The 19736-nt window shown below is 64.4% G+C and carries 18 protein-coding genes and 1 riboswitch; of the genes, 8 read left to right on the forward strand and 10 right to left on the reverse strand.

The window, feature by feature from the left end:
• Nucleotides 1-46 precede the first annotated feature (46 nt).
• The 3 genes from G572_RS0117740 to G572_RS0117750 are packed head-to-tail and all read left to right on the forward strand — an operon-like array spanning nucleotide 47 to nucleotide 2540.
• Nucleotides 47-1144 carry an alkene reductase gene (locus tag G572_RS0117740; RefSeq protein ID WP_029059619.1) on the forward strand — a complete coding sequence of 366 codons (1098 nt, stop codon included), beginning with the start codon at nucleotides 47-49 and terminating at the stop codon, nucleotides 1142-1144.
• Nucleotides 1141-1506: a cupin domain-containing protein gene (locus G572_RS0117745; RefSeq protein WP_029059620.1), complete on the forward strand. Its 366-nt coding sequence runs from the start codon at nucleotides 1141-1143 to the stop codon at nucleotides 1504-1506. The genes G572_RS0117740 and G572_RS0117745 overlap by 4 nt, the downstream gene beginning before the upstream one ends.
• Complete coding sequence (locus G572_RS0117750) at nucleotides 1503-2540, forward strand: zinc-binding alcohol dehydrogenase family protein (protein WP_029059621.1); 1038 nt, start codon at nucleotides 1503-1505, stop codon at nucleotides 2538-2540. The genes G572_RS0117745 and G572_RS0117750 overlap by 4 nt, the downstream gene beginning before the upstream one ends.
• Nucleotides 2541-2804: 264 nt before the next feature.
• Here G572_RS0117750 and G572_RS0117760 read toward each other — a convergent pair whose 3' ends face one another.
• Nucleotides 2805-4124, reverse strand: coding sequence for a ferredoxin reductase family protein (locus tag G572_RS0117760; RefSeq protein ID WP_037547403.1), 1320 nt, complete (start codon nucleotides 4122-4124; stop codon nucleotides 2805-2807).
• A 115-nt stretch (nucleotides 4125-4239) separates the two neighbouring features.
• Entirely contained in the window at nucleotides 4240-4953 is a 714-nt protein-coding gene (gene gph, locus G572_RS0117765) for a phosphoglycolate phosphatase (protein ID WP_029059623.1), read from the reverse strand.
• Nucleotides 4954-5680: 727 nt separating this feature from the next.
• Between gph and G572_RS0117770 the strand changes: the two genes are divergently transcribed.
• From G572_RS0117770 to G572_RS0117780, 3 genes are all read left to right on the forward strand, one after another.
• Nucleotides 5681-6100: a universal stress protein gene (locus G572_RS0117770; RefSeq protein ID WP_029059624.1), complete on the forward strand. Its 420-nt coding sequence runs from the start codon at nucleotides 5681-5683 to the stop codon at nucleotides 6098-6100.
• A gap of 57 nt (nucleotides 6101-6157) precedes the next feature.
• Complete coding sequence (locus tag G572_RS0117775; protein ID WP_029059625.1) at nucleotides 6158-7795, forward strand: BCCT family transporter; 1638 nt, start codon at nucleotides 6158-6160, stop codon at nucleotides 7793-7795.
• Nucleotides 7796-7880: 85 nt separating this feature from the next.
• Nucleotides 7881-8327, forward strand: a complete 447-nt coding sequence (locus G572_RS0117780) for a methyltransferase family protein (RefSeq protein WP_029059626.1) — start codon at nucleotides 7881-7883, stop codon at nucleotides 8325-8327.
• A gap of 15 nt (nucleotides 8328-8342) precedes the next feature.
• Here G572_RS0117780 and G572_RS0117785 read toward each other — a convergent pair whose 3' ends face one another.
• From G572_RS0117785 to G572_RS0117815, 7 genes are read right to left on the reverse strand one after another with little or no spacing between them, the layout of a single operon-like run.
• A complete protein-coding gene (locus G572_RS0117785) occupies nucleotides 8343-10181 on the reverse strand; it encodes a V-type ATP synthase subunit A (protein WP_029059627.1) in 1839 nt (612 codons plus the stop codon).
• Nucleotides 10178-10891 (reverse strand): DUF2764 family protein, encoded by a 714-nt coding sequence (locus tag G572_RS24565; RefSeq protein ID WP_051242697.1) that lies wholly within the window; start codon nucleotides 10889-10891, stop codon nucleotides 10178-10180. The genes G572_RS0117785 and G572_RS24565 overlap by 4 nt, the downstream gene beginning before the upstream one ends.
• A 3-nt stretch (nucleotides 10892-10894) precedes the next feature.
• Nucleotides 10895-11620 carry an ATP synthase subunit E gene (locus G572_RS0117795; RefSeq protein ID WP_029059628.1) on the reverse strand — a complete coding sequence of 242 codons (726 nt, stop codon included), beginning with the start codon at nucleotides 11618-11620 and terminating at the stop codon, nucleotides 10895-10897.
• Nucleotides 11621-11643: 23 nt separating this feature from the next.
• Nucleotides 11644-12093: an ATP synthase subunit C gene (locus tag G572_RS0117800; protein WP_029059629.1), complete on the reverse strand. Its 450-nt coding sequence runs from the start codon at nucleotides 12091-12093 to the stop codon at nucleotides 11644-11646.
• A complete protein-coding gene (locus G572_RS0117805; RefSeq protein WP_029059630.1) occupies nucleotides 12090-13880 on the reverse strand; it encodes a V-type ATP synthase subunit I in 1791 nt (596 codons plus the stop codon). Before G572_RS0117805 ends, G572_RS0117800 begins: the two co-directional genes overlap by 4 nt.
• Nucleotides 13877-14500, reverse strand: a complete 624-nt coding sequence (locus G572_RS0117810; protein WP_029059631.1) for a V-type ATP synthase subunit D — start codon at nucleotides 14498-14500, stop codon at nucleotides 13877-13879. The genes G572_RS0117805 and G572_RS0117810 overlap by 4 nt, the downstream gene beginning before the upstream one ends.
• Entirely contained in the window at nucleotides 14497-15867 is a 1371-nt protein-coding gene (locus G572_RS0117815; protein WP_208979145.1) for a V-type ATP synthase subunit B, read from the reverse strand. The genes G572_RS0117810 and G572_RS0117815 overlap by 4 nt, the downstream gene beginning before the upstream one ends.
• 173 nt (nucleotides 15868-16040) lie before the next feature.
• A riboswitch (cobalamin riboswitch) is annotated at nucleotides 16041-16254 on the forward strand.
• A gap of 50 nt (nucleotides 16255-16304) precedes the next feature.
• Here G572_RS0117815 and G572_RS0117820 point away from each other — a divergent pair.
• Together G572_RS0117820 and G572_RS0117825 are read left to right on the forward strand one after the other, a co-directional pair.
• On the forward strand, nucleotides 16305-16988 hold the full coding sequence (locus G572_RS0117820) for an energy-coupling factor ABC transporter permease (protein WP_029059633.1): 684 nt from the start codon (nucleotides 16305-16307) through the stop codon (nucleotides 16986-16988).
• A 129-nt stretch (nucleotides 16989-17117) separates the two neighbouring features.
• Nucleotides 17118-17714 carry a HupE/UreJ family protein gene (locus G572_RS0117825; protein WP_029059634.1) on the forward strand — a complete coding sequence of 199 codons (597 nt, stop codon included), beginning with the start codon at nucleotides 17118-17120 and terminating at the stop codon, nucleotides 17712-17714.
• A gap of 84 nt (nucleotides 17715-17798) precedes the next feature.
• Here the strand turns inward: G572_RS0117825 and G572_RS0117830 are convergent, their stop codons facing one another.
• The gene (locus G572_RS0117830) at nucleotides 17799-19682 is read right to left on the reverse strand and encodes an adenylate/guanylate cyclase domain-containing protein (RefSeq protein ID WP_029059635.1); all 1884 of its coding nucleotides are present in this window, start codon (nucleotides 19680-19682) and stop codon (nucleotides 17799-17801) included.
• Between the last annotated feature and the right edge of the window lie 54 nt (nucleotides 19683-19736).

Genomic DNA, 19736 nt, shown 5'->3' on the forward strand with positions numbered 1-19736 from the left:
CCGCCTCGGCCTCCGGGAGCCCGCACTTCATCAAGGACCGCCTGCCATGACCATGATTTTCAATGCACTCACTCTGGGAGCACTTGCCCTTCCAAACCGCATCGTGATGGCGCCGATGACGCGGGCGCGGACGGATCAGCCCGGCAATGTTCCGAATGCAATGATGGCCGAGTATTACTCCCAACGCGCCAGTGCCGGCCTGATCGTCTCCGAAGCCACGCAGGTCAGCCCGCAGGGACAGGGCTACTCTTTTACCCCCGGCATCCACTCACGCGCGCAGATCGCCGGCTGGCGCAAGGTCACGGACGCGGTTCACGCCGCCGGCGGACGCATGTTCCTGCAGCTCTGGCATGTGGGGCGAATGAGCCACGAGAGCTTTCATGCGGACGGCCTTCCGGTCGCGCCATCCGCATTGTCCCCGGATGCCTCGGTCTGGGTTGCCGACCCTGAAACCGGCGAGGGCAAGATGTTGCCCTCGCCTCTCCCCAGGGCACTGGAAACCGATGAAATCCCCGGGATTGTCGACCAGTTCCGGCAAGCGGCCGCCAATGCCGCGGAGGCGGGCTTCGACGGCGTCGAAATCCATGGGGCGAACGGCTATCTGGTCGACCAGTTTCTGCGCCGCTCCTCCAACCTGCGCACGGACCGCTATGGCGGGCCTCAGGAAAACAGGATCCGGTTTCTGGTCGAGGTCGCGGAAGCGGTCGCCGGCGAAATCGGTGCGGGACGAACCGGCATCCGGCTGTCGCCCTACATAACCCAGCGCAACATGGAAGACGCGGAAATCATCCCGACCATCTTGCGGGCGGCAAGGGAAATCGAGCGGATCGGCCTTGCCTATATTCATCTGTCGGAAGCCGACTGGGACGATGCGCCCGTCATTCCCGAAAGGTTTCGCGAAGACCTGCGCGCAACCTACTCGGGGACTTTGATCGTCGCGGGGAAATACGACAAGGCACGGGCGGAGCGCATCCTCGCGGAGGGGCTTGCCGACCTCGTGGCCTTCGGACGTCCCTTCGTTGCCAATCCCGACCTGCCCGACCGGTTGCGCCGCCACGCACCGCTTGCCGCTTTCGATCCGGCAACGCTCTTCGGCGGAGGTACGCGCGGGTACTCCGACTACCCCGCGCTGAGCCCGGCATGAGCGGGCCGCACCAGTTGACTCCGGCAGAGGTTGAACGGGGCCGGACAAACGACCGGATCGGCACAAGGCGCGTGCACGCCACCGCGGGATTTTCCCTCTGGCATATTCGCCTGCAGCCGGGGGAAACGCTCCCGGCGCACCGCCACGACCGCCCCTACATCTGGACCGTGTTGAGCGATGGCAAGGCGCGCGCACGGCGCGATGACGGCACGGTCACCAAGGTGAGCTATCGCGCCGGCGACACCACCCACCATTCGCAACTCTCGCCGGAGACGGCCTTCGTCCACGATCTTACAAACACCGGCTCCGCCGAGCTTGTGTTCGTCACCATCGAATTCAACCGGGAAGGATCCCATTCATGAAAGCCGTTGCCCTCACACGATATCTTCCTGTCAGTGACCCGAATGCCTTCATCGACGTCACGCTCGAAAGACCTGTTGCAAAGGGGCGGGACATCCTGGTCCAGGTCGCGGCGGTCGCGGTCAACCCCGTCGACACCAAGGTGCGCGCGCCCAAGGACAAGGTCGAGGAACACCCCAGGGTGCTTGGCTGGGATGCCAGCGGAACGGTCGTGGCCGTGGGACCGGAGGCGACCCTCTTCAAACCGGGCGACGCCGTCTACTACGCGGGCGACATCACCCGCCAGGGATCCAACCAGGAGTACCAGCTGGTCGACGAGCGCATCGTCGGCCACAAGCCGGAGACGCTTTCCCACGCCCAGGCTGCCGCCCTGCCCCTGACCACCATCACCGCCTATGAATGCTTCTTCACGCGGCTGAGGATCGACCGGGACGGCGGCAACGCCGGTCAGAGCGTCCTGATCATCGGCGGCGCCGGCGGTGTCGGCTCCATCGCCATCCAGCTTGCCAAACGCGCCGGCCTGACGGTGATCGCAACCGCGTCGCGGCCCGAGACCACCGCATGGGTCAAGGACCTAGGCGCCGACCACGTGGTGAACCACCGCGACCCAATGGTGCCGCAGGTGCGCGCCCTGGGCTTTGAGCATGTCGACCATATCGCGATCTTCAACGACATGCGCCATTGGGCGGAGGCGGTCGAACTGATCCGCCCGCAAGGCGGAATCGTGACCATCGACGACACGCACCACCCGATGCCGATGGAGCTGATGAAGACGAAGGCGGCAAGCCTGCACTGGGAGCTGATGTTCACACGCGCCATGTTCCAGACACCGGACATGATCGAGCAGCACAAGCTTCTGACATTCGTTGCCGGGGAAATCGACGCCGGGCGGCTGCGCACCACGCTCGACACGGTGCTCGGCCCGATCAATGCCGAGACGATCCGCGAGGCGCACCGCCTTGTCGAGACGGGGGCGGCCCGCGGCAAGATCGTGATCGCGGGATTTGGAGACGCCCCCGAAGCCGGCGCGGCGTGAGCCGGGACGAGAGCCGAAAGGGCCTTGTCGGCGGGAGAGCGATTTCCTGCCGACAAGGCTCGCATCCCTCGGGAGACCACGTCCGGTTCAGACGACGTGCCGCCGGCCTTCGGTCGAGAGGATCGTGCGCAACCGGTCGAGAACGGACGGACTGAATGCAGTCCCTAGCGCACCGCAAAAGCCAGAAGTGCGAAAACGACAAGTCCGTTCAGCGCCCAGAATACGATCAGGCCGCGTACCCTGGTTCCGTGTTTGCGCGGCCCGTCAATCATAGCGGAACCTCTCGGCCAGGATCGTCCGGGAGGAAACGCCGATCTCGAGCAAGGTTTCCTCGACCGTTTCCATCATCGCCGGCGGGCCGCAGAGGACGAAGAGCCAGTCGCGATACTGTTCTTCCCCGAAAAGCGCCCGGATGCGCGCGGCATCGATGATGCCCACCTCGCCGCTCCAGTCCGGCGGCGGACCGCTCAACACCTGCACGACCTGCGTCTTGTGGACCCGCCGCAACCTGGCCAGTTCATCGCCAAGGGCGATCTGATCGGCGGCGCGATTGCCGTAAACAAGCACGGTGGGTCGCGGGTCTCCGTCATGAGCAAGCTGGCCGAGCAGAGACAGCATCGGCGCGATCCCGACACCACCCGCGATGAACGCGATGCCCGGAGCGGAGCGGCCCTGCAGCGTCAAATGTCCGTGCGGCCCATCCAGATGGGCCTGCGTGCCCGGGCGAATCCGCGACAGACTGCCTGTAAAATCTCCCAATTCCTTGATCAGAAACCGGAGCTCGCGTCCCTCCGCAGGCGACGAACAGATTGAAAACGGGTTTTCATCGAGCGAAAACGGACTATGACCGATATTGATCCACGCGAACTGCCCCGCGCGATAAGTCAGGCCATCGTGGCCATCGGGCGCGATCGTCAGTTCCCATGTGCGCTCCGCCACCTGCCGCACACCGCTCACATGCCATCCGCGTCGCAATTGCAGCAGCGGTTTGAAGACATAAACAACGAGCAACGACAGGACGGCGAGACCGAGCAATCCGCTCCAAAAACCGCGCAACATCCAGTCCTGACTGTAGCGGCCTGCCTCCACCGCATGCAGATAGACCAGACCGGCGACGGCAAGCGCGCCGATCCCATGCATGAACCGCCAGGTTTCATAGCGAAACGGCAGCTTGTCCCGGCCGATGGACAGGATCACAAGTGACGGCAGCAGGAGAAAGGCCAGGACACCGGTGACGAGCCCCTCGCCCTCGAAGGTGAGGGTCAGTTGCCGCGTCGGGTCGTAAGGCAGCGGCCGGTTGAAAGGCAACGTGTAGAGAAAGGGATGGACCATCGCGAGCGCCAGCGCCGTGCGCGCCAGCAACTGATGAAACCGCATCGTCACGTCCATGCCGACCCGCCCCGAAATCGCACGAAATCTGCCCGACAGCAGGAATTCCGCAAGCAGGATCGCAAATGCGACGAGAGCGGCGCCGGTGGCAAGTTCATCGAGGATCGGACGGGGAGGACGAGCGCTTGCAACCGCAAGACCGAGCGGCGCAAACGCGACCGCAAGGTAAAGACCTATCAATGCAATTGCTGGCATCCAGGCTCCGTCGATGGTCGCGGGCAAATGCGGACAGCCGGCCACCGACTGCCCACCGATAGAGCCACACGGCCCCGCCCGATGCAACTGCGGGCAAGCGGACCGGCGAGGTGTGTCAGGCCGAACGCAGGCGCGCGGGAAGCCGCGTGAGCGCCTCCCCGAGGTCGTCGAGACTGTCGATCACACAATCCGCGCCCAGTTCCTCCACGGCGATATTGGTATAGCCGCCCCGGACCGCGATGCTGGGAAAGCCGCCCGCCAGCGCGGCATTGACATCGGCCGGACTGTCACCGACCAGGATGGCGTCTTCCGGCGCGACGCCGAGCTCGCGGCAGGCGTGAAACAGCATCTGCGGATCTGGCTTGCGGGTGGCGCAAGTGTCGCCCCCGACCACCACCGTGAACATCTTGTCCAGGCCGAAGTGTTCCACGATCTCGCGCGAAAAGGCTTCCGGCTTGTTGGTGACGACGGCAAGGCGATGCCCGCGTTGATGAAGCCACGCGGCAGCCGCCGCGGCGCCGGGCATAAGCACCGTCGCAACGGTGAGGCCCTTGGCATAGACCTCCATCATGCGGTCGGTCATCCTGGCCAGTTCGTCCCCCGCCAGCGGCTTGCCAGATGCAGCAAAGGCACGTTCGACCAGCTTCTGGATCCCATTGCCGATCATCTTGCGCACATCCGCGATCTCAAGCGCGGGAAATCCCTCCGCGACGAGCACCGTGTTGATGGCGTCGGCAATGTCGGGAACGCTGTCGACAAGGGTGCCATCGAGATCGAAGAGCATCGCACGCGGCCAGGCGGTATCGGCAAGCTTTGCGTCAGTGGACAAGCGGTATCCTTCCAGGTTGCGGGCAAAACGGCATTGCGGGAACCTCCGGCAACGCCGCGAAGCGCCGGGAAGGCTTTCCGCTTTTACGACAAAGACTTCCAACGGGCAATTCAGACACCGCTCAGCACAGGAACCGTCCGCACCGGTTTTCGATCACATTCGCACAAAGGTGCAGCGGCGCCCGGTCCCGGCCTTTCGGGACCGGGCGTATTGCGCGGCTCATTCTTCCCGAGTCCCTTCGTTTTCCCGTGATTGTCCGTGTTGAAAGGAAGGTTCCACCTGACCACACCTGCGGTCCGGTCGCGGGTTCGTATCCATCCAGGCATCGAGACGATATGCACATGTTTTGCGCAGCGGTTTGCGCTGCTGCCATGAATATGCCAGTTTCAGCGCGGTTTCGCACAGCGAGGGGCTGGGGCCGATCGTCATGCGAACAAGGTTGCCGGCGTCGAGAGTGCAAAAAGCGCCGCAGGGCCGCTTGGGGTGGATGACACAACCGATGCCGGTCCAGCAGCTCCACGCACCGGTGGTTCGACGACGTATTCTGCCGCCTTGGCGCATCGTTTGCCTGCTTGTCCCGGAATGACGACACCCCCTCTTGCCTTGCGCCCCGCCGCAGGGAGAGAGTCGGATTTTGACAACGCGACGACGCCCGGAGAAAGTCGAGAGACGTAAATCGGGCGTTTAATTAAAATAAAATCCAAACACGGAGGTGCGAGACACCAGGATGTACAAGAAAATTATTGTTCCGGTCGATCTGGCGCATGCCGGAAAGCTGGCGAAAGCACTGAAAACGGCTGCCGACCTCGCGCGCCATTATCAAGTTCCAGTTTGCTATGTTGGTGTGACCACGGAGACGCCGGGCTCGGTCGCGCATACGCCGAAGGAGTACGCCGGCAAGCTCGAGTCCTTTGCCAAGGAACAGGGCGCGGCGAACGGCATCGAAGCTTCGAGCCACATGGTCGTGGCCCACGATCCGAGCATCGATCTCGACCCGGCGCTCCTCAAGGCAATCGATGACGTCGGGGCCGACCTCGTGGTCATGGCATCGCATGTGCCGAATGTCGCGGACTACCTCTGGCCGTCCAACGGCGGCACCGTGGCCGGCAGGTCGAAAGCCTCCGTCTTCGTCGTGCGCGAGGGCTGAGCCGGTACCAACAGTTCAGCGGCAACGGCATCCGCACAAATCAAACAGGGACAAACAATGACAGATCAAGGCAGCACAGGGATCCCGGATCCCGAAGGCGCGTCCGACATCATCGATACCGAGTTCGAGATCGGCCAGGACAATCTCGAGGGCAACGTCGGACCGTTCGGCTTCGACATCCACAATCCGGTCTTTCTTGTCTCCGGGCTGTCGGTCATCGCCTTCGTCATCTATGCGCTGTTGGCCCCGGAACAGGCCGGCAGCTTCTTCGGCTGGCTACGCCCCACCCTTACCAGCACGTTCGACTGGTTCTTCCTGAGCGCCGCCAACGTCTTCGTGATCTTCTGCCTGGTGCTGATCTTCAGCCCCTGGGGCAGTGTCCGGCTCGGAGGAAAGGAAGCCTCGCCCGACTACAGCTATATCGGCTGGTTCGCGATGCTCTTTGCCGCCGGCATGGGCATCGGGCTGATGTTCTTCGGTGTGCTTGAGCCGGTCTACCACATGGCGATTTCCGAGCCGCTCGGCGTTGCATCGCCGATCGCCGAGGACGGATCGATCATCGCCGAGAATGTCGACGCGGCCAAGAAGATGGGCCTCGCCGCCACGATTTACCACTGGGGCCTGCATCCCTGGGCGATCTATGCCGTCGTCGCGCTCGCTCTGGCGCTGTTCAGCTTCAACAAGGGCCTGCCGCTGTCGATCCGCTCCGCCTTCTATCCGATCTTCGGAGAACGCGTGTGGGGCTGGACCGGCCATGTCATCGATATTCTCGCGGTCTTCGCAACGCTGTTCGGGCTGGCCACCTCACTCGGTCTCGGCGCCCAGCAGGCGAATGCCGGTCTTGAGTATGTCTATGGTGTTCCGAACACGGTCACCGTTCAGGTGGTCCTGATCATCGGCATCACCGCAGTTGCGCTGATTTCGGTGCTTCGCGGCCTCGATGGCGGCGTCAAGGTGCTGTCGGAAATCAACATGGGCATTGCGTCCCTTCTGCTTCTCTTCGTGCTTATCGCCGGACCGACGGCAGCGATCTTCTCCGACTTCCTGAGCGGCCTGACGGCCTATGCCACCGATCTCGTGGCGCTTTCCAACCCGGTCGGACGCGAGGATGACGGTTATCGGCAGGGCTGGACGGCCTTCTACTGGGCCTGGTGGATCAGCTGGTCCCCGTTCGTTGGAATGTTCATCGCACGCGTCAGCCGCGGCCGCACCGTGCGCGAGTTCCTCACCTGCGTGCTGATCATCCCCTCGCTCGTCTGTGTGCTTTGGATGGCCGTTTTCGGCGGCGTCGCCATCGATCAGGTTCTTTCGGACCCGCTGACCAGCGCGGTGAAGGCGAATGTGATCGACGCCTATCGCCCCGAGCTTTCGCTTTTCGCGATGCTCGAAGGCCTGCCGCTCGCCGCGATCACGTCGACAATCGGCATCGTGCTCGTCATCGTGTTCTTCGTGACCTCCTCCGACTCCGGCTCGCTCGTTATCGACACGATCACCGCCGGCGGCAAGGTGGATGCTCCGGTGCCCCAGCGCGTGTTCTGGTGCACCTTCGAGGGGCTGGTGGCCATCGTGCTGCTGATCGGCGGCGGGCTCGGCTCGCTTCAGGCGATGGTGATTTCCACCGGCCTGCCCTTTACGCTCGTGCTGCTGTTGATGTGCTGGGCGATCTTCAAGGGTCTCCTCACCGAGGAAAGATGATAGCCTGACCCTTCGGTCTTTCCGGGCGCGGCCGCGGTCGCGCCCGGACTTTCACGGACGTCTCTGCCGAAAGGGCCCTTTCGCAATGACGCACCTGCTGATCCCGCCCGTCCTCTGGCTGATTTTGCTGCTTTCGATGGTGGGCATACGCGTGGCAACGCCCGGCTATGTCCTGGCCGACGCCGCCGCACAGGTATCGGGATGGGTTGCAATCGCCGCAGGCCTTGCGCTTCAGGGCATCGCCGCCGGGCAATTCATCAAGGCCCGCACCAATCTCCACGCCTTCCGCGATCCGGACCAGCTCATCACCACCGGGGTTTTCGCGTTCAGTCGCAACCCGATGTATCTCGGCTTCGTGCTGACGCTTTTGGGCGCGGCGCTGCTTCTCAACACGCCGCTCGCCTTCGCCGGACCGCTGATCTTCTTCGCGGTCGCAAGCCTTTGGTACATCCCGCGAGAGGAACGCATCGCGGAGGATCTCTTCGGCGACCTCTATCGCGACTATCGTGCAAGGGTCCGTCGTTGGCTGTAAGCGACGGGCCGTCCGTCAAGCGCCCGCACGGTGTTTGGGGGCCGCGGCAAGCGACGCTGCGATATCCGCCAGAAGTTCCGGGCGCCGCGGGCTCTTCGCCGCGGTGTAGTTCAGGTTCCGGAACAGCCCTGTCAGCTGAATGAAAAAGGTGCGCGCCGCCTCCTTGTCATCGAAGGAGAAAGAATGGCTGACCGCGCTGAAGACCAGATTGAATGTCTCGCGTTGCCGTGCCAGTGGCGCCGACATGTCGACATCGTCGAAAGCATCCTGTTGCAGATAGACCATGTCGACGAAAAGCGCCTTTTGCTGCGTGACGAAATCGTCGATCGTCACGCCGTCCTCGCCCGTCACCTGCATCATGCGCGCGATCTCGTCTCCCTTGTGCAACAGGGAAATCACCGCATCGACCTGCCCCGCCCAGTCAGGCCCGAGCTCGCGCGCAAACCAGTCGGCAAGCTGCGTGCGATACCGTGACCAGGAAATCAGCGGATCGACCGCCGGATAGAACCGCTTGTAGGCGCGGTCGTAGGACAGTCCCAGAAACGCCTTCACGGTACCAAGCGTCGACTGGGTCACCGGTTCCTCGAAGTTTCCGCCCGCCGGCGACACGGTTCCCATCACCGTCAGGCTTCCGACCGAGCCGTCCGGCGTGCGCATGACGCCTGCCCGCTCGTAGACGCCGCGGATCGCGGAATCGAGATAGGCCGGAAACGCCTCCTCGCCGGGGATTTCCTCAAGCCGTCCGGAGGTCTCGCGCATTGCCTGCGCCCAGCGCGAGGTGGAATCGGCGATCAGGAGAACGTCCAGACCCATCTGACGATAGTATTCGCCAAGCGTGATGCCGGTGTAGATCGAGGCTTCCCGCGCGGCGACCGGCATGGACGAGGTGTTGCACACCAGCACCGTGCGCTCCATCAGCGTACCGTCGCCGGACGGATCCGGCTGGTTGGGAAACTCGGTGATCGTCTCCACCACCTCGCCGGCACGTTCGCCGCAGGCCACCACGATCACCACATCGACGTCGGAAAACCGGGAGATCAGCGACTGGAGCACGGTTTTGCCGGCGCCGAAGGGGCCGGGAATGCACCCGGTTCCGCCGCGGGCAATCGGAAAAAACGTATCGATCAAGCGGATGGTGGTCACGAGCGGGTCTCGCGGATACAGCCGCTCGCCGCGCCCGGCGCGCTTCAGCGTTTCCGGGATCGGACGGCGCACCGGCCAGCGTTGCGACATGGTGAGTTCGTGCAAGCGCCCGCTTTCGTCCCGTAGGGTGGCAATCACCTCGTCGATCGTATGCGCCCCTTCGCGAATGCGCTCCACGGCGAGACCGCCGCGCAGCGCGAACGGAACCATGACCTTGTGCGCGAACCGCCCTTCCGGAACGGTTCCCAGAACGTCTCCGGCGCGCACCGTGTCCCCCGACCGAACGGACGGCGAGAATGCCCATTTGCGGCGAGTGTCGAGCGCGGGAATGACGATGCCGCGCGGCAGGAAAAAGCCATGATCGGAGGCGACATCGGCAAGCGGCGTCTGCAATCCGTCGAAGACCCCGCCAAGCAGCCCCGGCGCCAGCGTGACGGAGAGCATTTCGCCGGTCTGGATCACCTTGTCGCCGATCCTCACACCCTGCGTGCTCTCGAACACCTGTGCATCGGCGGTCGCCCCGCGCACGCGCAATACCTCGGCGCGAAGGTATTCCTCGCGCCCGCCGCCGCGCTTCGGGCCGTGGGGAATAATGTAGACCACCTCGTTCTTCATGAGGGGGCTGTCGCCCGTCGGGACGATCGTCACCAGATCGTCCTGGACCGCCGCGATTTCCGCGCTCGGTGCCGGAAGTCCCGAAACCTGTGTCATTGCGCCAAACCCCTTTCCGCCCCGACGCTGGATCGCTCGGCTCCGGCCAGTGTCTCACCGAGCAGGGTCTCCAGCCTGCTCCGCGCCCGCTCCGTGTCATAGCGCTGCCACCGCTCGATCACCTGAAAGCGCAGGACATAAAGGGCAACCGCCTCGAAATCGAAGCGGTGATGCGCCGACATGCGGTCGAGCTGTCGATAGATCTCCGTCAACACCGCACGCTCCAGCCCGATATGGTCCCCACGTGCCGTCAAGGCCTGGGCATCGCGAAGCCAGGGACGGGCCCGCCCCAGCCCGAAGGTCGGCTCACTCCAGTTGGCACGAATGGCGCGGGCGACGCTGCCGCGTCCCCATGTCGCGACAGGTGCGGGATCTCCGCCGCCGTCCCGTCGCAAACGAAGCGCGGCAACGAGCATCCGCGATTCCAGCCGTTCCCGCAGAAGCTCCATGAGCGCCGGATAGGGCTGAACGGCATCGCACGCCTCTTCGAAAAGCGCGAACACCTCGGCGTCCGCGCTGCACCCGGCGACCCCTGGCCACGACACCACATGCGTGAGCCGCTCGAGACGCTGCCGATCCGCCGCCTCCAGCATCGAAAGCCTTTGCTCCAGCCGGTAGCGCGACATGGGAAGATGTGCGCTCGAAAAAAGCGGCCCCAGATACGGAAGACTGGCAACGAGGGTGATGTAGCGGAAGGAGGCGTCAGACATCGCTTAGCGCACCACCCCTTCCATGACCGCCCGGAAACGCGGCTGCAGATGCTTCATCAGCAAGGGCGCGATTGCCTCTTCGGTCACATCCACCTCAAGATCCCGGTCGCGCAACCGGATGCGGATGCCCTCGAACCCCGCCCCGGCCGAAAACGTCACACCGTCGCGCAGCACATTGGCGGCAAGCGAGACCACCAGATGGGTCAGGGTGCCTTCGGTCACCGTCTCCGGGTCGGCCTTCAGTTCCTCGAAGGTGACGACCTTCTCCGGCAGGACGATCTCCAGCTCGGCCGTTTCATCGAGACCCGCGTCGGCGCGCACCTTGCCGGCGAGCGCAAGCACCAGGCGCTTGAGAAAGCTCTCGTCGGCAAAGGCCTCCCGCAGCAACCGGGACGTCTCCTTGTCGATGCGCGCGGCAATCTCGTTGCGCAACGACAGGACGACGTCGCGGGCGGCGATCTTCAGCGCGTCTTGCGTCGCCCCGCGTTCCGCGTGTGCGTCGCGTCGCGCGCTGTCGCGGATGTCCGCGGCGCTTGCCTCGGCTTCGGCAATCAGGGCGTCGGCCTTTTCACGGGCGGCGGCCAAAAGCGCATTTGCCTCGCGCTCGCCCCGATCGACCCCCTCCTGCCTCAGGCGGTCGATCAGGGCCTGAACCCCCGCCCCGGCAGAGTGGACATCGGCGCCTTCCCCCGGTGGCGACCCGGCGCCCGTTTCGGATGTCGAACCCATATCAGATCTCCCGCTTGAAGCCGTCATCCCGGAATGGTGCCGCTGAGAACGAGGGCGAAGACCAGCGCGAACACCGCGAACCCTTCGAGCACGGCGGCCGGCGCGAGCGAAATTCCGAAGATCTCCGGCTTTGCCTTGGCCGCCACGATGGCGGAGGCAAGCACTTCGCCCTGGCGAATGCCGACATAAAGCAGCGCGACGCCCGCAAGCAGGCCGACACCGAAAACACCGGCGGCCGCTTCCGCGGTCATCGGATCGCGTTGCAGGGAAAACATGATGACGATGCCGTAGATCACCTGCGACGAGGGCATCAGCGACGCGCCGATGAACCGTCCGTAGCCGGTTTCGGTGTCGAGCATGGCACCGATGGCAGCAGAGCCGGCGCGCGCGCAGCCGATGCTGCTGCCGATGGCGCCGAATGCGACGGGTGCGAAGAGGCCGAACCAGCCAAGTACAAGAACCAGGTCAGTCACAAGCGTGTCTCCTCCTTGCGGAACGGTCTGAAGGGGCGCCCCTCGCCTTTGAGGCCCCAATTGAAGAATTCGATGACGTTGAGCCGCAGACCGTGAACGGTGCCCGCGACAATCCCCAGCCCCATGTTGACGGCATGGCCGATCAAAAGCACGGCGATGGCGACCAACACCCCGACGCCGGGCACGGCATGGCGCACCTGTTCCGCCAGCATGTTGATCGTTCCGGCGAGCGAGGCCGCCGCCAGCCCCAACGCGAAGAGCCGCATGTAGCTGAGGACGTCGGAAAAGAGGTTCACCACCCTGGCGCCGCTGAGCAGGCCGCCGCCGAGCCGCCGCGCGAATGTCGACAGCGAGGTGACGCGCACCTCCCCGCCAAAGGCCACCACAAGCGCCACACCGACACCCGCAAGCGCGATGCCGGCGCCGGCCTGCGCGCCGTCGGTGAGGTAGACGACAAGACCGCCGAGAGCCGCACAACACCAGCCGACGGGAACAAGCCGTCCGGCGCGGCTTTCCGCGTTCCAGGCATTCAGCACATTGGCCGCGACGACATGAGCGACACCAATGGTCACTGTGAGGCGCATCATCGCGTCAATGTCGGAGAGGTCGATAAAGGCCGCGCGGGCGACAACACCACCACCTTGCGGCTGCCAGCCGAAGTAACTGCCGGTGGCGACGCCGAACGCCATGGTCGAGACCGCAAGCCAGTACCCCAGGCGCACCATGCGCCGCCCGAGCGCGGAGACCTGAAACCGGCCGCGCATCAGGAACAGCACCCCCATCAGGAGCAGGCCGTAGCCGGCATCCGTCATGATCATGCCGAAGAACACGATGAAGGACACATAGACGACCGGCGACGGATCCCAGCCGCGATAGCCGGGTGTCTGGTAGAACTGGACGAGATCCTCGCCCGCCGCCAGGCCCGGCGCGTTTTCCAGAAGCGTCGGCGGTTCGTCTTCCGGGGCGGGTTCCTCGACGAGGGCCGCGATGCCGAGCCGGTCGGCGAGTTGTGCAACCTGCGCGACCCTGTCGGCTCGCGCCCAGCCGCGCATCACGAAAACCCGTTCGGCGTCGATTGTTTCCAGAGCCGCGCGATTTCGGGCCGCCTGGTCGCGGGCTCGCGCGAGGTTTTCGGCCAGCAGCAGACGCCATTTCGTCAGATCCCGCCGCTCCAGCCAGAGATCGTCCAGCCGAATTTCAACGGCCTCAAGCTGAGCCTGGAGGGTCGAAAGCGCATGGGCGCCAATGTGAACGCGCGGGACCGGCATGCTGTCGACCGGCGGTTCTTCGGGCGACAAGACGACCATATAGGCGATGCCGCGCTCCCGATGCACGGTCTCGACGATCGCGCCCGACCCTGCAACGGCCTTCTCGCGTCCCGCCGGGACCTCGTAGAACCAGAAGCGATACCCGCCGATCCTCGAGAGATCGGGAAAGGAGAACTCGCCCCAGCGCGCCACGTCGCGGATCCGGTTTTCCAGAGCGGCCTTGCGGTCCTCGGTCTCCCGCAATTCACGCCGGTTCCGGTTGGCGGCCTCGACGATGCCGGCAAGATCGAAAGCGGGATCGGAGGTCACCACCCTGCGCGGCGATGGACAGTCGACCAGCCAGCGCAAGGCCTCCGTCGCCTCCCGGCCGGTGCCGCTCGGCACCGCCTCCAGTTCCTTTTGCGCGGCCCGCAAGGGAACGAGATGCAAGCCGCCAAAGGCCTGCACGGCCTCCAGAACGGCGGCCTTGTCTTCCATCACCCCGATCAGACTGACCTTATTCAGCGCGACAATGGTCATAGCCCGGAAAGCCTGGGCTCCGCCGCCCGGGCGGCTGTCTTGCGTTTGGACAGTTTGGCGCGGATCACCGCTTCGCGTTCCGCATCTGCCAGCGCCATACGAATCCGGCGGATGGTTTCCTGCGCACGGGGGATCAGGACCTTCTCGAACAGGTTGACCCGCCGGGCGATTACCGCCTCGGCCTGTTCAAGCTCGCGCATTCTCCGCTCGGCGACATCGCGGGCAATCCGCATCCCGACCGCCTCCCGCAAGGCGGCAACCGCCGCATCGACCCAATGCGGTCGCGTCAGCCGGGCATAGGCAACCTCGGCGAAGCGTACCTCCTTCAAGACCGGGAGACGCGTGCCGGAGAGGTTCTGCGTGGACAGGTCCACGGCCTCCAGCACGACCAGTTCGTCGAGCGCGACCTCGTCGTTGGCCAGCATCGGAAGATCCCGGGCAGTTTCGGCCAACCGGTTTTCCAGAAGCGTGCGGCATTCGGCAAGATGGGCACGCGCCTTCAGCCGTTCCGCGACGACCTGCCGACGCTTCAATTCCAGCGACGGAAGAAACCGGCGGTATTCTGCAAGCTTCTCGCTTTCACGCGACAACACCGACTTGTTGAGCGACACCCGGGTCACGCGACGGCCTCCGACTGCGGTGACGAAGCCGGGGGTTCCTCGCAAGCGGTCGGAAAATAACGGTCGACCAGATCCTGCTTCATCAACAGCTGTTCGGCGCGAAAACACTCCGCGAGCGTTTGCCAGCACAGGTCGAGAGCATCTTCCAGCGGCATGGCGATGCCGATGTCCATGAAGCGGGTTCGAAACAGCGCGCCGAAGCGCAGGAGTTGCCGGTCGTAGTCCGACAGGTCGAAAGCCATCGACTGTTTCTGCTCAGCGTCGCGCGCCTCGGAATAGAAGCGGATCATCGCATTCATCACCTGACCGTGGTCTTCGCGGGTCTCCTTGCCGATGACGTGCTGCTTCAACCGGGAAAGCGATCCGAAGGGGTCGATGGCGCCGCCGTGCAGGTAAAACTGCCCCTCGGTGATGTAGCCGGTGTTGTCGGGAACCGGATGGGTCAGGTCGTTGCCCGGCATGGTGGTCACGGAAAGGATCGTGACCGACCCGGCGCCGCGAAAATCGCAGGCCTTCTCGTAGCGGCGGGCGAGCTGGGAATAGAGGTCCCCCGGATAGCCGCGATTGGCCGGCACCCGCTCCATGGCGATGGAGACTTCCTTCAAGGCATCGGCGAAGGCGGTCATGTCGGTGAGCAGGACGAGCACCCGCTTGCCCTCCTCCACGGCGAATTTTTCTGCGACCGCCAGCGCCATGTCCGGCACCAGGAGCCGTTCCACCACCGGGTCGGAGGCCTGGTTGACGAACATCACCGTGCGCGGAAAGACGCCGGCATCCTCGAACTGCTGACGGAAGAAGGCGTAGTCGTCGAAAATCAGCCCGAGGCCGCCGAAGATCACCACATCCGCGTCCGCCTGGATGCCGATGCGCGCAAGGAAGGAATTGTAAGGCTCGCCGGAAACGGAAAAGACCGGGATCTTCTGGCTTTCGACCAGACAGTTGAAGACGTCGATCATCGGGACGTCGGTGCGGATCATCCGGGAGGCAAGGAGGCGCTTCATCGGGTTCACGGTGGGGCCGCCGATGGGCACGGTCGGATCCGTGCCGAGATCGGGGCCGGCATCGACCGGGCGCCCGCCACCGTCGAAGACACGCCCGAGAATGCTCGCCGAATAGGTGACCTGCATGGCGCTGCCCATGAACCGCACCGCCGCATTGTTGGGAAGGCCCTTGGTTCCGGCATTGACCTGAAGCGTCACCAGTTCGCCATCGATCATGATCACCTGCGCAAGCGAATCGAAGCCGTCGCCGCCGGTCACCCGAGCAAGATCGCCGAGACACGGTCCGCCCGCCCCGGCCCGACCGGAGGCGGCGACACGAATGCGGATGATGTCTCCGACGATGTCGACGATTCGCGTGTGAACCATCAGCATGGCATTCCCTTCCGTCCCGATCCCGTCCGTCGGCATTTTAGCCGCGGACAGGCGACAAAGCTTCGCCCTTGCCGATGCTGCATCGCACCATACTGACGCCAAAGCGCCAAGAGCGGAAATGATCAGGATCAATCGAAAATTGAACTTGTCACAACAAACGCCCGCAGCCTAGCATCGTCGGCGATGGTTCCGTGCGACAAAGCCAAGGCACGGATAAAAAGGGAACACGGTGCGGCCTCTCCATCAGGGACCAAGACCGTGGCTGCCCCCGCAACTGTAAGCGGAGAGCGGCGTCCACAAGCCACTGGCCATATCGGGCTGGGAAGGCGGGCGCAGCAAGGATCCGCGAGCCAGGAGACCTGCCATCGATTCCGGCGAATTCTTCGCCTTCCTCGAACCGGCGCACGGCGGGTGCGCGTGAGAGACATGACATGCACATAGAACCAGGCGTCGTCGACGGCGCCAAGATCCTTCTCAGCATCGGCACGGCTGCGGCATCTATCGGCCTTGGCGCCCGGATGGCGTGGACATCCGTGCGCGACGACGGTGGCCTTGCAGCCTTTGGTCTGCGCTCCGTCGCGGCGACCATTGCCGTCTTCGGCTTTTTCGAGATCCTGCCCCACTATCCGGTTGGCGTCTCGGAGGTGCACCTGATCCTCGGATCGACCCTGTTCCTCTTGCTGGGCGCCGGCCCGGCCGCCGTGGGCCTTGCACTCGGCCTGCTGGCTCAGGGGCTGTTCTTCGCGCCCTTCGACCTGCCGCAATACGGAATGAACGTCACGACGCTTCTGGTGCCGCTTTACGCCATGAGCCTGATCGCGGCCCGGGTCATTCCCGCGCACACCCCCTACAAGGATGTCTCCTATGCGCAGGCGCTGGCGCTTTCCACCAGCTATCAGGCGGGTATCGTCGCCTGGGTCGGCTTCTGGGCGCTCTACGGCGCCGGCTTCAGCGCAGAGACGCTGGCATCCATTTCGAGCTTCGGCGCCGCCTACATGCTGGTGATCCTGATCGAACCGCTGGTCGATCTTGCCATCCTCGCCGGCGTAAAGACGTTTCACGGCACGAAATCAAGTGCCATCTTCCACAGACGGCTGCACCGCGCCGCCGCCTGACACCATACTTGACGGCCGTTCGACACAAGGCTCCCTTCGTGTCGAACAGCCATCTTGCGATTGCCACGTCTCCCACAAGGCACGACCCATTCCGGGGTGCCAGATCGACTCGAAAGAAGGATCGACACTATGACGAACCGTTCCCTGCCCCTGCTTGCCGTCGCGCTCGCGGCATCAACCGTGTTTACGGGGGCAACGCCGGCACTTGCGCATCTGAGCCCCGGCGAACACGGCTCCTTCGCCGCCGGCTTCACCCATCCGCTGTTCGGCGCCGATCACATCCTGGCGATGGTCGCGGTCGGCCTCTGGGCCTGGCAGATCGGCGGAAAGGCGGTCTTTGTGGTTCCCGCCGCCTTCGTCGTGACGATGATTGCCGGCTTCGCGCTGGCGCTGACCGGCGTGTCGCTTCCCTTCGTCGAACCGGCGATCCTCGCCTCCGTCGTGGCACTCGGACTGCTTGTCGCCCTTGCGGTGCGCCTTCCGCTCGGGCCAAGCGCTGCCATCGTCGCCGTCTTCGCGCTCTTTCACGGTTATGCCCATGGCGGCGAGATCGGCACGGCGACGCAAGCGGCCTACGGTCTGGGCTTTGCGCTGTCCACGGCAGTCCTCCACGTTTGCGGAATTGCAATCGGCTGGGCAGCCGGCCGGCTTGGCTCGAGCCTGACGCTCAGCCGCGTGCTCGGCGGGATTACCGCCCTTGCCGGTCTGGCGTTGATCTCGGGCTGATCGCGCAATCGGCCGTTTTCGGACCGAAACGACCGCCGCGGCGGATGTCCTCATCCTCCGCGGCGGGCTTGACGTTCGTTGACGTCAAACGGCATCCGGTGCAACAGCGAGAAGCTCGAACACCGGCACGGGATTGCCGTAGCCCTTGATTTCGGTGTCGCCCGCACTCCTGAAGGCAAACCGGCCACCGACACGCTCCACCACGTCGGCGCTGACCAGGATCGAAGTCCCGAGATCACGGTTGAGGCCCTCCAGCCGGGAGGCCAGGTTCACCGTACTGCCAAGGGCGGTGTAGTTCATCCGGTCGGAGCTTCCCACATTGCCGATGATCGCCTGCCCGCTGTGGATGCCGATCCTGGTGCGCACGGCCGGGGCGCCCGTTCCGGTCCAGGCGGACGTCATGGCCGAGGTTTCCGCGATGACCGCAAGAGCCGCCGCACAGGCTTTGGCGGGATGATCCTTCGATGTCATCGGCGCGTTCCAGAATGCCATAACCGCATCGCCGATGTATTTGTCGATCGTCGCTCCGTGCGCATGCAGGATTTCTGTCACCCGCTCGAAATACTGCGACATGCGCAACATCACCTCTTCCGGCTCGAGATGGGATGACATCGCCGTGAAATTCTCCAGATCCATGAAGAACACGGTCACGTCCCGCCGCTCCCCCCCAAGCGCGGGAGGGGTGTCGCTTGCGACCAGCTGGCGTACCAGCGCCTTTGGCGCATAAAGGGAAAACATCGACAGGCTGTGGCGCATGCGTTCCATCGCCCGCTGCAACACATCGATTTCCCGAATAATCGAACCGGCGGCGATCTCGCGCTCGAGCTCGAACCGGCCGATACGCTCGGCCGCCTCGCCCAGCTCCTGGACCGGCCGGGAGATCCGACGCGCCACCAGCCAGATCAGGGGTATACTCAGCAGGACGATCAGCAGCGACACCACCAGCGTCCGGCGCGACGCCGCCTCGATCGGGCCGACGACGGCGCTGCGCGGCATCGCCACCACGAGGTTTTCCGCCGCACCGCCACCCAGATCGACGGGATTGCGCCGCACGAGCCAGGTCTGGCCGGACACATTCACGCTGGTCGCGCGCAACAAGGGATCGCCGGCCAGGCGCTTCACCAGAAGCTCCAGTTTTTCGCGCCGCTGCTCTTGGGTCATGGCATTCTTTGCGCCGTTCCGCTGTTCGACGCCCGAGTGTGCCAGAATGGTGCCGTCGTCATGAAACAGCGCGACGATGCCGTCCTCCGCCTGCGGAACGGCATTGAGGAACGCGGTCAGCTCCGCCAGCGTGACATCCATGCCGACAACACCGCCGGGAAAGCCTTGCGCCAGCGTCAGCCCGAGTTTCTCGGTGCCGGAAAAGCGGTAGGTATCCGTGCGCACCAGCCCGCCACCCTCGCGGGCCAGACGATACCAGGGACGTCCGCGAGGATCGTAGGGCTCGCCGGGTTCGACCCGGGTGGCCAGCAACACTCCGTTCGCGTCGAGAAATCGCGCGTAGCTGATCGGGAAATCCCGCCCGTTGCGCAAGATCACGCTTTCCTGAAAGACCGTTTCAGCCGGCGCGCCCTTGTCCGCGAGAAAGCCCGGGGGCCGATGTGCGGCAGCCGCGATCTGATAATGGTCGCCCCCCTCGAAACCGACGAACACGGCCGACGCCTGAGGCAAATCCTTCAACAGGGACAGCATTCGCGCGCGCAGCGGATGGCCGGAAACCGACGGCAACGTGGAAAGCGCGCTCCAGAACGTGGCCTGGCGCAAGGACCGCTCGATCGGCTCGACATGCGCCGAAATCCGCAGATCGATTGTCTCCAGCGCCCGGTCCATCAGCGCATTGGCGGCGACCTCCGCATTGTCGGAACCTTGCCGATGCGAATAGGAAATGATCGCGCCGGCAAGACCGAGAGCGATCACCAGAGTGATTGAGAAGATACTGGGCGTGATGGCAATGCGCGCGCGGGTCATGACGATGGAAGTGCCAGACCCGGATCAAACGCGCAACAAGGCAATGCGCGCGCC

It is taken from the genome of Stappia stellulata DSM 5886 (assembly GCF_000423705.1).
Taxonomy (GTDB): Bacteria; Pseudomonadota; Alphaproteobacteria; order Rhizobiales; family Stappiaceae; genus Stappia; species Stappia stellulata.